This is a genomic window from Borborobacter arsenicus, from assembly GCF_003934165.1.
Taxonomy (GTDB): Bacteria; Pseudomonadota; Alphaproteobacteria; order Rhizobiales; family Rhizobiaceae; genus Pseudaminobacter; species Pseudaminobacter arsenicus.
This window is the reverse complement of record NZ_RKST01000001.1, coordinates 198,190-211,382: the sequence shown is the minus strand read 5'-3', so window position 1 is coordinate 211,382 and position 13,193 is coordinate 198,190. Positions and strand designations below refer to the sequence as shown.

General features: G+C 59.6%; 11 protein-coding genes. 10 read left to right on the top strand and 1 reads right to left on the bottom strand.

The features are described from left to right. Positions 1-60: 60 nt before the first annotated feature. Positions 61-1,251 carry a mandelate racemase/muconate lactonizing enzyme family protein gene (locus tag EET67_RS08670; RefSeq protein WP_128625753.1) on the bottom strand — a complete coding sequence of 397 codons (1,191 nt, stop codon included), beginning with the start codon at positions 1,249-1,251 and terminating at the stop codon, positions 61-63. Positions 1,252-1,483: 232 nt separating this feature from the next. On the opposite strand from EET67_RS08670, the gene EET67_RS08665 reads away from it, so the two are divergent. Genes EET67_RS08665 through EET67_RS08625 form a run of 10 tightly spaced genes read left to right on the top strand, consistent with a single transcriptional unit; the run spans position 1,484 to position 13,149 of the window. Beyond that, entirely contained in the window at positions 1,484-2,815 is a 1,332-nt protein-coding gene (locus tag EET67_RS08665) for an ABC transporter substrate-binding protein (protein ID WP_165899838.1), read from the top strand. A 23-nt stretch (positions 2,816-2,838) separates the two neighbouring features. Beyond that, positions 2,839-3,861, top strand: coding sequence for a carbohydrate ABC transporter permease (locus EET67_RS08660; protein ID WP_128625751.1), 1,023 nt, complete (start codon positions 2,839-2,841; stop codon positions 3,859-3,861). A 5-nt stretch (positions 3,862-3,866) separates the two neighbouring features. Beyond that, on the top strand, positions 3,867-4,751 hold the full coding sequence (locus EET67_RS08655) for a carbohydrate ABC transporter permease (RefSeq protein WP_245450800.1): 885 nt from the start codon (positions 3,867-3,869) through the stop codon (positions 4,749-4,751). A gap of 10 nt (positions 4,752-4,761) precedes the next feature. Further along, on the top strand, positions 4,762-5,856 hold the full coding sequence (locus tag EET67_RS08650) for an ABC transporter ATP-binding protein (RefSeq protein ID WP_128625750.1): 1,095 nt from the start codon (positions 4,762-4,764) through the stop codon (positions 5,854-5,856). A 37-nt stretch (positions 5,857-5,893) separates the two neighbouring features. Next, positions 5,894-7,561, top strand: coding sequence for a GMC family oxidoreductase (locus EET67_RS08645; RefSeq protein WP_128625749.1), 1,668 nt, complete (start codon positions 5,894-5,896; stop codon positions 7,559-7,561). Further along, the gene (locus tag EET67_RS25615; protein WP_165899837.1) at positions 7,561-8,046 is read left to right on the top strand and encodes a hypothetical protein; all 486 of its coding nucleotides are present in this window, start codon (positions 7,561-7,563) and stop codon (positions 8,044-8,046) included. The genes EET67_RS08645 and EET67_RS25615 overlap by 1 nt, the downstream gene beginning before the upstream one ends. Next, the gene (locus tag EET67_RS08640; RefSeq protein WP_165899836.1) at positions 8,043-8,813 is read left to right on the top strand and encodes an electron transfer flavoprotein subunit beta/FixA family protein; all 771 of its coding nucleotides are present in this window, start codon (positions 8,043-8,045) and stop codon (positions 8,811-8,813) included. The genes EET67_RS25615 and EET67_RS08640 overlap by 4 nt, the downstream gene beginning before the upstream one ends. Further along, on the top strand, positions 8,806-9,759 hold the full coding sequence (locus EET67_RS08635) for an electron transfer flavoprotein subunit alpha/FixB family protein (protein ID WP_128625747.1): 954 nt from the start codon (positions 8,806-8,808) through the stop codon (positions 9,757-9,759). Before EET67_RS08640 ends, EET67_RS08635 begins: the two co-directional genes overlap by 8 nt. A 32-nt stretch (positions 9,760-9,791) precedes the next feature. Then, the gene (locus EET67_RS08630; RefSeq protein ID WP_128625746.1) at positions 9,792-11,684 is read left to right on the top strand and encodes a (Fe-S)-binding protein; all 1,893 of its coding nucleotides are present in this window, start codon (positions 9,792-9,794) and stop codon (positions 11,682-11,684) included. 37 nt (positions 11,685-11,721) lie between these two features. After that, entirely contained in the window at positions 11,722-13,149 is a 1,428-nt protein-coding gene (locus EET67_RS08625) for an aldehyde dehydrogenase family protein (protein WP_128625745.1), read from the top strand. The last annotated feature ends 44 nt before the right edge of the window (positions 13,150-13,193 follow it).

Here is a 13,193-nt window from a genome sequence, read left to right as displayed (position 1 = left end):
CGAAGTGGCTCCGATACGTTGTAAAGAAGCCGCACCTTCAGCGCTTGTAACCAAGAAGGTTTAGTCGAATCCCAGATATTTCGAAATCACCCGCGCCGGGCGGGCGCGGATCGCTTCCTCGTCGGGTTCGATTCCCCAGCCTGGCGTATCGGGGACCACGATCGCCCCGTCCTTCATCTCGAAGGAGTTCGGATAAAACTCGTTGTCCCATTTGAGGCGGTCCACGTCGAGTTCGAGAACCTTGACGTTCTGCATCGCTGCCAGGAAATGCACATTGATCATCGTGGCCAGATGACCATAGAAGTTGTGGCCGGCGATGTTCACGTCGAACGCGTCCGCGGCATTGGCGATCTTCATCGATTGCCAAGCCCCATTCCAAATCACGTCGACGATAGCCACGTCCATAGATTGATGCTGGAAGTAGGGCAAGAATTGCCGCGTGCCGAAAAGGGTTTCGCAACTGGCGATTGGAGAAGCGCTCTGCTGGCGGATCAGCGCCAGGGCTTCAGGATTGTGATTGTCGAGTTCGATCCAATAAAGAGGGAAGTCGCCAAGCGCTCGCACAAGTTGCAGATACCCTTCTGTTCGCGCATTGAAATTCAGGTCGATCATCACCTGTACGTCAGGGCCGGCGCCCTCAATCAGCGCCTGGAGGTGTTCGCAGACGTCGCGTATCAGTGCCGGCGAGATTGTCAGGCCTGGGTTCCAGGGCACGCCGAAGCCTGACATCCAGGCTTTCGGGCGGCCATCGGTGTATTTGAACATGTTGGTCTTGACCGCTTTGTAGCCGGCCGCACGCGCATCGCGCCCGGCCTGGCGCACACCTTCCAAATCGGTGATCGGCGGCTTGTAAAATGTCGGGTGATTGATGCGCCAGCTTGCGCAATGCGACCAGTAGACTGGCACAGCCTCGCGCTGCTTGCCGCCAAGAAGTTGATAGCAGGGCATGCCGAGGATTTTTCCCTTCAGGTCGAGAAGCGCGTTCTCGATGGCGCCCATCGCCTCGGCCGTCAGCCCGATGGGCGCCGGCCTGCTCATTCCGTAGAGTTCGGCGAAGATGCGCTCATGGTCGAGCGGAGACTTGCCCCGCAAACGTTGTGCATAGTAGGGAATAGCGTCGGCAACGCCCGGAGGGCTGAACGCGCCGTCGAACTCGGCCCATCCAACGTGGCCGCTGTCGTCGATCAGCTTCAAGAAATAATAGTTGCGCCAACCTGCATCGCAGGAAAGCACTTCAAAATCGGCAATCATTCATTCCTCCGCACTCGGCCGGCGATACCGGCCGTCCTTATTCGCTGCGACACACTTCTTTCGCCGTGACCCAGACTGCCGAATGAAAATTCGATCGACAGCGTTGTTGACAGAGGCAATGTGGTCTGCCACTAATTGATTGTCAACAATTGATTGATGTTCTTAACGGCAATGCAGTTTTGGAGAAATCCGGGGCGCAAGCCGGAAGATGCTTCTGGGAGGAAGTTGGCTAATGATCGAAAAGAGAAGTGGCAATCGAGGTGTCACGCGCCGTAGCGTTCTTCAGGCTACGGTCGCCGGGGCTGCATTTGGCGCCATGTCCGGGGCGACGTTGTTTGGGGCTCGTGCCCAGAGCAAGCGACTTGAAGGCAAGGTCCTGGAGTTTCTGGTCACCCAGCCCCGGATCGGGGCTGCAAACAAGTTGGCGGAGATGTTCGAGGCGAGCACCGGGTGCAAGCTGAACATCACAGCTATCCCATATGATGCGGCCGAATCCCAGGCGACTCTGGATGTCAATTCCGGCGCGAATCGCTACGATGTCTTTGACTATTGGTATGCGAGCATCGGCGCTCTTTCTACGAACGGCATTATTCAGGATGTCACCGACCGCATCGAACGGGACAGCTCCGAGATCAAGCAGGACGACTTCCTGTCAGCTTTCTATGACGTCTATACGCTTTACGATGGTCGCCGTTGGGGTTTGCCCTGGGATGGCGATACGCATTCTCTCTATTACAACAAGGCGCTGCTGAATAAGCATGGGCTTGCGGTCCCGGTAACCTGGGACGATTACCTGAACGTCGCCAAGACAATCACCGAGGCAGAAAAAGCTGCGGGCATTTATGGCGCCATTGTCATGGGCGTCAATATTCCCGTTGCGCTGGGTTCGCTCTACGTCAATCGCCTCGCTGGCTTCGGCGGGTCGCTTTTGACGGACGATGGCAAATCGGGGCTGCTTCTCGATGCCTCCATCAAGGCTGCGAATTCTCTGCACGACGTAATCCCGTATGCGTTGCCCACGCCGTCGGAGATTGGCTTCGAGAATGGCATACCGGCCTTTATTTCCGGCCGTGGCGCGCTGATCGAGTTCTGGACCGATCTGGGCATTTCGGCCCAGGATCCCGCGCAATCCAAGATTGTCGATCAGTGGGGCGTCACCAGCCTTCCTGTTGGCGATTCGTCGATGACGCCGCGGGCGGCCATGGACGCGGGATGGGGGCTCGCCTTGTCAGCAGGCAGCAAGGATCCGGATCTGGCCTGGGAGTTCATGAAGTTCGCGACCGCTCCTGAAACGCAGCTTCAAGTGAGCACCACCCCACAAACTTTCTCGGATCCAGTGCGCAGTTCCGTCCTCGAATCCCAAGCATACAAGGACTATGCCCCGTTGGTGCAGGCAGCCTTCGAGCGCGCTTCGAAAAGCGTTCTGCCTTGGCCGACGATACCGCAAAGCCCGGTGATGATGCGAACGCTGACGGACGAGCTCAGCAAGATGATGGCGGGGCAGCAGACTCCAGAGCAAACGCTGGAAAACGCCGACGCACAGTGGCAGCGCCTCCTCGGTTAAGGCGGAAAGGACGCTTCGCCTAGGTGGGCGAAGCGTCACTCGGCAAAGGGAAGCGGTACGCGCAAGGCATGGCCGCTCCCTGCAATCTCCATCCCTTTCTCAGTTACCGGGTCCGAATGAGTAGCTCTATGACAAAAGCAGCAACGTCAGACACGCTGGCCTCCAGACTCCTCCTGGAACGCAGCGCCGCCTGGCTGTTGGCGGCCCCTCTGGTCGCGACTCTGCTCATTATCGGCCTTTATCCCGGCCTTTACACACTCGCTGCCGCTTTCTCCAAGAGCACGTTGGGCAAGCCCTTCCAGTCGTTCGTCGGCCTTTCCAATTACAGTTTCGCCATGCGTGGCGACTTCGCCGACGCGCTATGGCGCACCGTGGTCTTCGCGATTCCGTCGAGCCTGCTGCAGATGCTCCTTGGTGTCGCCATCGCACTGCTTCTAGTCCGTGTCTCCCGGTTTGGATCAATCTGGCGGGCGCTTATCTTCCTGCCGATGATGACGCCGCCGGTGATGATCGGTATAGCGTGGAAGCTTATGCTGCTCCCCTCGGGCGGGCTGCTCAATGGCGCGCTCATGCATTTCGGCCTCATCTCGGCTCCGCGTTCCTTTCTGGGCGAAATGCCATGGGCGCTCATCTCCATCGCGCTTGCGGATACTTGGCAGTGGACGCCATTTGTAGTGCTGCTTGCCTATGCTGCCCTGCGTGCGCTGCCCGACGATATCCGCCAGGCAGCCTACATGGATGGTGCCGGCAAGTTTCGAACCTTCTTTCAGGTGCAACTGCCGATCCTGATGCCTGCGCTGCTCGGCATCTTTCTGATCAAGCTGATCATCTCCTTCAAGGTCTTTGACCTGATCTTCGTGCTGACAACCGGAGGGCCGGGCACCGGTACGACGCTGGCCAGCTATGCGATTTTCCGCACGCTCCTGCAAAATTACGACGTCGGTTTGGCTGCGGCGCAAGTTCTGCTGCTGGTGTTACTGGTTACAGTCCTAACCCTTCCATTGCTGCGCCTTCACAAGCGTCTTTCAGAGGTGACGGAAGCATGAGCGCCATGACACAATCCCCCCCTTCCACGTCCCGGCCTTCGCAGCGTGATGCAGAAGCTGCACCATCCTCGATCGGTTTGCGCAGCATGGTCGGCTGGCTGCTGCAGACAGTGGCGATCATCGCGGTGCTTGGCTTTTTCGTGCTGCCTATCGTCTATCTCGTGGCGGTCAGCTTCAAGACGCAAAGTGAAGTCGCCACCAGCATCTTCTTCCCGTCCGAGCCGACGCTCGCCAATTGGTACGCGATATTGGGCACGTTCCCCATATTCGGCTTTCTGGGAAACAGCGCTTTTGCTGCTATTGTCAGCAGCTTGGGAACACTCCTGATCGCGGTACCGGCGGTATATGCAATCAGCCGCTACAATATGGGCGGCAACGCACTGCCTTCGCTTACGCTGGGTATCTACATGGCCCCGCCGATTGTCAGTTTGCTTCCGCTGTTCTTCCTGTTGAGGGCAACTGGAATCCTGCACACGCTGGGTGGATTGACCTTTGTCTATGCGTTGATGAACGTGCCGGTCGCGCTTTGGCTGCTCCAGGGCTTCATGCATCGCATCCCGCGAGAAATCGACCAGGCGGCCGCAATGGATGGAGCGGGTCCGATCCGTACCCTGGTGGCCGTAATCTTGCCTACAATGATGCCCGGCATCGTTGCGACTGGCATCATCTGCGCGGTCCTTTCCTACAATGAATTCCTGTTTGCCTTCTTTATGACGGCGAGCGAGACCCGCACGATGCCGATCGCGCTGGCGCTCTTCCAAGGTGACCAGATTGTCAATTTTGGCCAGATGGCGGTCGCTTCGCTTATCGGCATCTTGCCTATCGCGATCGCAATCTTGTTCTTCCAACGGTGGCTGATCGGTGGATTGACCGCCGGCGCAGAGAAATAGGAGAGCCGCTATGGCCGGCATCGAAATCACCGACCTGCACAAGCACTATGGCAATCTTGCCATACTGAACGGCGTGAACCTTCGCATCGAGGATGGGGAATTCGTCACCCTGATAGGCCCCTCCGGCTGCGGAAAGTCGACGCTGCTCAAGATCATAGCCGGACTTGAGGCCGCCAGTTCCGGTTCTATTCGGATAGCCAGCAGAGTGGTCAACAATGTGCCGCCGCAGCAGCGCGATCTGGCGATGGTTTTCCAGAATTACGCGCTGTATCCGCAAATGACGATCCGGCAGAATTTGGCCTTCGGCATGAAGGTGAAGGGCTTCACAAAACCCGAGATCGAACGCCGTATCACCGAAGTCGCCAACACGCTGGGATTGGGCGCGCTGCTCGACCGCCGTCCCCGTCAGCTTTCAGGCGGCCAACGCCAGCGCGTCGCAATGGGGCGGGCGATGGTTCGCGAGCCGCAGGCGTTCCTGCTTGACGAGCCGCTGTCGAACCTGGACGCGGCGTTGCGCACGGTCATGCGAAGCGAGATCAAGACACTTCACCAGCGCCTTGGTCGGACCATGGTTTATGTCACTCACGACCAGGTCGAGGCGATGACCATGGCCGACCGCATCGCCATCATGCAGAATGGAAAGATCGTTCAATACGGTGCGCCCGACGATCTGTACTCGCGTCCGCGAAACCAATTTGTGGCGACTTTTTTCGGTACGCCGCAGATTAATTTGTGGCCGGCCCAAGTGACCGGGGAGGATGGCGGTCGGATTCTGGTGAGCGTCGCAGCAGGTGTCACCTTCAGTATCCCCAAACCGCAGCGACTCAATACTGGAAACTTCGTCCTTGGCATTCGTCCCGAAGCGCTGTCGCTGCGATCGGGCGGTGAAGGAGCGCCGGAAATTGCCGCGCGGGTCGAACTGCTCGAGCCGACCGGTGCGCAGACCCAGATCAGAGTGGAGGTCGGCAATCCGAGCGGCACGGCTCATGCCAACGCGCTGGTCCCCGGGCGCTTCGCCGGAGAACTGGGGGCAAACCTACAACTGCTTTCGACCGTCGACGACGTGCATCTTTTTGAAGCGGCTTCAGGCGACCGGCTGAACTGAACGACGCAAGTATCGTGGCAATAGTGAGGACATGGATATGAGAGAAGCCACAACGCTGCGAGGCCCGGCCTCAAGCACCAAGAAGGATATCCCCGATGTATTGATCATCGGTGCGGGCCCGGGAGGCTCGATGGCCGCTTATGAACTTAGCCGGCAGGGGCTATCCGTCGTCTGTCTGGAACAGGGCTTCATGCCTGATCCGAGCAAATATACCGGCCGTGATCCGGAATGGGAACTGACGACAAGGAAGACCTGGAACCCAAATCCCAATACTCGCGATAATCCGCAGGACTATCCGGTGAACACATCGGAATCCGATATCAATCCATTGATGTTCGCCGGCGTCGGCGGTAGCGCTACCCTATTCAATGCCCAGTGGGCGCCCATGTTGCCATCTGATTTTCGTGTCAAGACGCTTGATGGCGTCGCCGATGATTGGCCGGTCAGCTATGAAGAACTCCTGCCGCATCTTGAGGACGTCGAACAACTCGTCGGCGTTTCCGGGTATAGGGGTAATCCCATTCACCCACCGCGACGCGACTTTCCCACGCCTCCGCTGCCCGTTGGCGATGTCGGCCGCAAGGCGATAGAGGGGTTCGACAAGCTCGGTTGGCATTGGTGGCCTGGCACCAACGCCATTGCATCGGTCGCCCATAATGGTCTCAACCCTTGTGTGCGACGTGGTACTTGCGCCTATGGATGCCCGGAAGGCGCGAAGTCTACGACTGACATCACTTTGTGGCCGCATGCGCTGAAGGCCGGCGCCAAGCTTGTCACGGGTGCTCGCGTCCGTGAGATTGAGGTAGATTCCCGGGGCTTGGCCACCGGTGCGGTCTATATCGACCGCAACGGACGAGAAAGACGTCAACTTGCCAAGACGGTAATCCTGGCAGCGAACGGTGTAGGCACGCCGCGCCTCATGCTCCTGTCGCAATCCGGCCGCTTTCCGAATGGGCTCGCCAATTCTTCCGGCCTTGTCGGGAAGCGACTCATGTTCCACCCCTATTCGGCAGGACTTGGGGTGTTTGAGGAAAACCTTCATTCCTGGCGTGGGCCATACGGGCAGATGATCGAGTCCTACCAGTTCTACGAGACCGACAAGAGTCGTGGATTCGTGCGTGGGGCCAAATGGGCGATCCTGGCCAACGGCGGACCACTCGGTGTCAGCAGCATCGCCGGATCGAAGGTTTTCGAGAGCGGTGACATGAGCGCAGTTTGGGGTGAAAACCTGCACCGCAATGTCGAACAACGTTTGGGCCGTTGCGTTGTCATCAGCGTCGTCGGCGAGGATTTGCCGCAAGAAAGTAACCAGGTCCAACTCGACCCGGTGCTCACCGATAGCGATGGCATACCGGCGCCTAAAATCATCTATCGGATGGACGAGAACTCACGGCGCCTGCTTCGCTTCCATGAAGAGAAGATGCTTGAACTCCTGAAGGCGGCGGGAGCGGTGGAGACCGTAATCGTGCACCAGATCCGCGATTCCGGCTGGCATCTCCTGGGCACTGCCTGCATGGGCAATGATCCGGGCTCCTCGGTCGTCGATCGATGGGGGCGCACACACGACGTTCCAAACCTTTTCATCGTGGATGGCAGCGTTTTCACGACATCCGGCGGCGTCAATCCTACGGCCACGATCATGACGCTGTCGATGCGCACGGCAAGACACATCGCCGAACAGCGGCGCAATCAGGAGGCAGCTTGATGACCATGATGCGTAACGCCTTGACCGCAGAACTGAGGGCGTGCTTCGCCGGGATGGCGGATGTGCTGATCCCTGCCTATAAACAGATGCCAGCAGCCTCGGCTGTCGATGTCGCGGGCCCCTTCCTCGATAAGGCGATTGGCGCCCGCGAGGATCTGCTTGAGCCGTTGATACGCGGACTGGAAGCGCAGTCCGCCGTGCCGGCGGCCGAAGGCATTGCCAGGCTCTACGTTGAAGACCAGGAAGCCTTCGAAGCGATCGCCACGCTCGCGTCCGGCGTCTACTACATGATCCCCGCCATCCGAGAATTGATCGGCTATCCAGGGCAGGAGAATATCCCCACGCCGGACCCTTACGAAACGCCGAGCTACGTACTCGACGGGTCACTCCGCCGCGTGTTCGAGCGCGGTCCGATCTACGTTCCCAGCCCGGGTGTTGCTGTCGCTTCTCATCCGGCCCCCTTCGCCAAGGGAGACACGTTGTGAACATTGTCGTTATTCTTCAAACGGTCCCGGACAGCGCCGAAGAACTGACGCTCGCCGATGGTGTGCTCGATTGGGACGAGGCGCCGCTCAGGCTCAATGAATTTGACGATCATGCGCTGGAAGAAGCCGTGCTCGCCAAGGAAGAAGCCGGGGCCACAGTCATCGCACTGGCCCTCGAAAGCGCGGGCGACCGCGTTCTCCAGACCGCGGTCGCCCGAGGCGCCGACCGGGCCGTCAAGCTGATCAAAGAGGTTCCGCTCGATGCGTCCGCACGGATGGTGGCGCCGTTGATGGCGGAAGCTGCGCGCAAGCTGGGGGCCGATCTGGTTGTGACCGGGGTTCAGGCGCCGGGCGACATTTTTGGGCAGTTGGCTCCCTTTACGGCTGCCGAACTCGCCTGGCCGCTGCTCGGCGGCGCGGTCGGCATCGATTGTTCCGCGGATGCGCCCATCGTCGCCCAGGAATTTGGTGGCGGTCGCAGTGCCCAAATTTCGGTCACGCTTCCTGCCGTCGTCGGGGTTCAGGCAGCACGACGTCCGCCGCGCTATGTTTCGGGGAGCAAGCTGCGCCAGGCTGTGCAGTCCGCGTCCATCGAAAAGCTCGATGTTGCCGCTGAACTTGCCGACGAGCCGGGCAAACTGGTGACGCTGCATTCCCCGCACAAGACGACGGCGATCTCCTTCCTTGACGACGATCCGGTCACTGCCGTCGACCAGATCGTTGAAATTTTCAGACAGCGCGGCATCGTGGGAGGCGGCCGTGGCTGACATACTGGTCTATATCGAACTCGTCTCCGGCCAGCCGACACAGGCTTCGCTCGACCTCCTGTCGGGTGCGCGTGATCTTGCCGGAACCAGCGGCCGCGTCACCGCTCTCGCAGTGGAGGATGACAGCGCCGTCGATACCGCCAAACTTGGGGCCGCCGACCGTATAGTGCTCGTGAGCGGGGATGCGAAAGGTTACACAGGTGAACGCCACCTCGCAGCGCTAAGCGAAGCCATTGAGCGCGACAAGCCTGGCATCGTTCTGATCGCCAACTCTTATGTCGGACTGGATATCTCCACATCGGTGGCGGCGCGCGTGGGCCAGCCGCTATTGGCCTACTGCGTCGCGCTTGCCCTCGGCGACGATACGCTTCGCGCCACATGCCAGATCTATGGCGGTAAATTGGAAGCCGATGTCGAGTGCAACCTGCCGGCGATCGCCGCCGTCAATCCCGGGGTGTTTCAGGCTTCCGAAACGCGTGGCGCCGGAGAGATAGTCCAGGCAGCCGCCCCTGTGTTCACGGCTCGAACAATGGTCCAGTCGACAAGCAGCGCAAGCGATACGGGTGTCGACATCACTGCCTCCGATCTGCTCGTCTGTGTGGGGCGCGGCGTCGGCGACGAGGACGGCGTGGCCCTCGCCCAGGAGTTGGCCGATGCGCTCGGCGCGGAACTTGTCGCCAGCCGGCCGGTTGTCGACCAGGGCTGGGTGGAAAAGAGCCGCCAGGTCGGAAAATCCGGTAAAACGGTCAAGCCGAAGCTCTATCTTGCCGTTGGCGTGTCCGGCGCACCGGAGCATCTGGAGGGCATGCGTGATGCCGGGCTGATCATTGCCGTCAACACAGACGCCAATGCGCCAATCTTCGATGCTGCTCATTTCGGCACCCGCTGCGACGTGCTTGAATTCCTGCCGCTCCTTACCGAGAAACTTCAGGGAGCGATTGCGTGATCTCGGCATTAAGTCTCGCACTGGTCACACTTTTGGCGGCTGGCGCCGCCGCTTGGCGGGCGAGTATACGGCTGAGGCCGCTCCTCTCCGGACGGCCGAGCCTTCGTAAGGATGTCCCTGTTCGGCGCGCAGGCTTCCTGCTGCGCGAGATCGGACTTCACCGGCGGCTTTTACGATTTCGTTTATCCGGCATCATTCACGCCGCGATCCTTGTCGCGTTCGTCATTCTTCTGAGCGGTATTCTGCAAGCCTATTCGAAAGCGTTCTTTCCGGATTTTCGGGGGTGGGACGCAATCGCGGTGGTCCAGGATCTGGCGGCCATCCTCATGCTCTCGGCAATAGGTCTTGCACTGTACAACAGGCTGGTGCTGCGGCCTGCCCGATTCAAAGGGTCCAACAAGCGAGACGCCCTTGTCATTCTCGGTATGATTTCCCTGATCGTGCTGACCATGGAATTGGAGTTTGCGTTCCATATCATCGCCGACGGCCAAAACAGCCCATACCGGCCGGTCGCGGGCCTGTTGGCCACGGGGCTGACCCCCCTGATGCCGAGCGTCTCGGCGGCGCAAATCGCCGAACAGGTGTTCTATTGGGCGCATATCGCGTCGATCCTCGGCTTTCTCGTCTATCTGCCGGGTTCCAAGCACTTCCACATGGTTGTGGGTTTCCCGAACGTGTATCTGCGCAGCCGCGAGCCGCGCGGGCGCTTGCCCACCAGCGGGGCTGAACCTGCACCGCCCACGCGCATCACAGAATTGCCTTGGAAGGGAATGCTCGACCTATACTCCTGCACCGAGTGTGGTCGCTGCCAGTCGGTTTGCCCGGCATATGCCGCTGGCCTGCCCCTGAGCCCCAAGACGCTGATCATGGATCTGCGTAATAATCTGGTCGATACCGCTCTTGGAACGCCGGCCGCAGCGACAATCCCGCTTGCGGGCGGGGTCATCTCCGCCGAGACGCTATGGGCTTGCACGACTTGCATGGCCTGCATGCAGGAATGCCCTTTGCATATCGAGCACGTGCCCCGCATCGTGGATATGCGCCGGGCGCTGGTCGACGAAGGCGAGATGTCCCCTCTCTTGCAGGCGACCCTCGTCAATTTCCAGAAATACGGCAATTCCTTCAAGAAGCCTGCGCGGCAACGCCCGGCCTGGACCAAGGAACTGCCGTTCCAAGTGCCCGACGCGCGTGACGAACCGGTCGAGTATCTCTGGTATGTCGGAGACTATGCATCCTTCCATCCGCTGGTCGCCGAGCGGACACGCAACGTGGCAAAGCTCCTGCATCAGGCCGGCGTCAGCTTTGGCATCCTCTACGACCGCGAGAAGAACAGCGGCAATGATGTGCGTCGGATCGGGGAGGAGGGTCTTTTCCAGGATCTTGCTGAAGAAAACATTGCAGCTATCAACGAGTGTGACGCCCAGCGCATCTTCACGACTGATCCGCATACGCTGAATACCCTCGTCAACGAGTATCCGGCCCTCGGGCTCAGGAAGGATGTCGTTCACCACACTCAACTTCTTCACGAACTGATGCGTGACGGCAGGCTTCGGTTTCGACCGACCGGCACCGGCCAGCGGGTGACTTATCACGACCCCTGCTATCTCGGCCGCTACAATGGTCGATACGATGCGCCGCGTGCCATCATTCGCGATCTCGGCTTCGACCTGCACGACATGCCGCGGTGTCGGGAAAAAAGCTTCTGCTGCGGCGCGGGCGGCGGCCGCATCTTCATGGAAGACGAAAGCACACTCGAACGCCCAAGTGAGAACCGTATCCGCGAGGCGCTTGCGCTCGGCGATATTTCTCTGTTTGTCGTCGCCTGCCCCAAGGATATCGTCATGTACACCGCCGCGATCGAGAATATCAACGCATCCGATAAGATAAAAGTTAAGGAAATCAGCGATCTGTTCGCGGTGGTCTGACCTCGGCGCGCATGCATCCCATAGAGAGGGCTCACATATGAGAACACATCAATTCTTCATCGACGGAAAGTGGATAGCGCCCGAAAGCTCGGCGAAGAAAGCCATTGTCAATCCCGCCACGGGCGAAGAGTTCGCGACTGTCGCGATGGCAGGCGCGGCCGATGTCGTGAAGGCTGTCTCAGCTGCCCGTAAAGCCTTCGCAAGCTTTTCACAGACGACGCGCGACGATCGTATCGATCTTCTGTCGCGCGTGCTGGTGGCCTATGAGCGGCGGCGCGACGACATCGCCAAGGCAATGATGGATGAATGCGGCTTCCCTCGCGAACTGGCTTACGGGGCGCAGGCCGGCATCGGCGCCGCCCACCTCACCAAAATGATTGAGGTCTTGCGTACGTTCCCCTTCGCGGAAGCAAAGGGCAGCACCATGGTCTGGCGCGAGCCGATCGGTGTCTGCGCACTGATAACACCGTGGAACTGGCCAATGAACCAGATCACCTGCAAGGTTGCGCCGGCGCTGGCTGCGGGATGCACCATGGTTTTGAAGCCGAGCGAATTGTCGCCTCTCAATGCTCTGATTTTCGCGGAAGTGATGGAAGAGGCCGGCATTCCGGCTGGTGTTTTCAATCTTCTCAACGGAGACGGCCCGAATTGCGGGGCACATCTGTCCTCACATCCCGACGTGGACATGGTTTCGTTTACCGGCTCCACGCGCGGAGGCATTGCAGTAGCCAAGGCAGCGGCCGATACAGTCAAGCGTGTCCACCAAGAATTGGGTGGGAAATCGCCATTCATCGTGCTGCCAGATGCTGATTTCGACAAGGCCGTCGGTGATGCTGTAACCGGGTGCTATCTCAACGCGGGTCAGTCCTGCAATGCGCCGACGCGCCTCCTGGTCGAGCGGTTGCGGCTTTCCCGCGCGGAGGAAGTTGCCCGTGCAATTGCCGAGAAGCAGAAGGTGGGAATGCCCGACGACGTGGGGACGGTTCTCGGGCCTGTCATCAGCGAGGCCCAGCACAGTCGCATCCAGGACCTCATTCAGAGCGGCATCGACGAGAAGGCGAAGCTGGTGCTCGGAGGCACCGGACTGCCGGAAGGAGTCAACCGGGGTTATTTCGTACGGCCAACCGTGTTCAGCGACGTGACGTCCGACATGACGCTGTTTCGCCAGGAAGTGTTCGGTCCTGTGCTTTCCATCGTTGCTTACGACAGCGTCGACCACGCAATCGAACTCGCCAACGATACCGAATATGGCCTAGCCGGCTATGTACATGGCCGGGATCTCGATGCCGCCCGCAAAGTGGCAGCGCGCATTCGGGCCGGCAACGTCTATCTCAACAGTCCCGCATGGGATGCGAGTGCGCCCTTTGGCGGCTACAAGATGTCCGGGAATGGTCGCGAATACGCCGAGTACGGCCTGAACGACTTTCTCGAGATCAAGGGGGTGGTCGGCTACGAAGCCGCCTAATTTTCCGCCATGCAGTCATCCGGGAACGGTTTCGGCGTTCGACG

What these genes read in the sequence shown, in the direction of transcription:
- EET67_RS08670 (WP_128625753.1), bottom strand. Translation starts at nt 1,251, where the DNA reads ATGATTGCCGATTTTGAAGTGCTTTCCTGCGATGCAGGTTGGCGCAAC.
- EET67_RS08665 (WP_165899838.1), top strand. Translation starts at nt 1,484, where the DNA reads ATGATCGAAAAGAGAAGTGGCAATCGAGGTGTCACGCGCCGTAGCGTT.
- EET67_RS08655 (WP_245450800.1), top strand. Translation starts at nt 3,867, where the DNA reads ATGACACAATCCCCCCCTTCCACGTCCCGGCCTTCGCAGCGTGATGCA.
- EET67_RS08650 (WP_128625750.1), top strand. Translation starts at nt 4,762, where the DNA reads ATGGCCGGCATCGAAATCACCGACCTGCACAAGCACTATGGCAATCTT.
- EET67_RS08645 (WP_128625749.1), top strand. Translation starts at nt 5,894, where the DNA reads ATGAGAGAAGCCACAACGCTGCGAGGCCCGGCCTCAAGCACCAAGAAG.
- EET67_RS25615 (WP_165899837.1), top strand. Translation starts at nt 7,561, where the DNA reads ATGACCATGATGCGTAACGCCTTGACCGCAGAACTGAGGGCGTGCTTC.
- EET67_RS08625 (WP_128625745.1), top strand. Translation starts at nt 11,722, where the DNA reads ATGAGAACACATCAATTCTTCATCGACGGAAAGTGGATAGCGCCCGAA.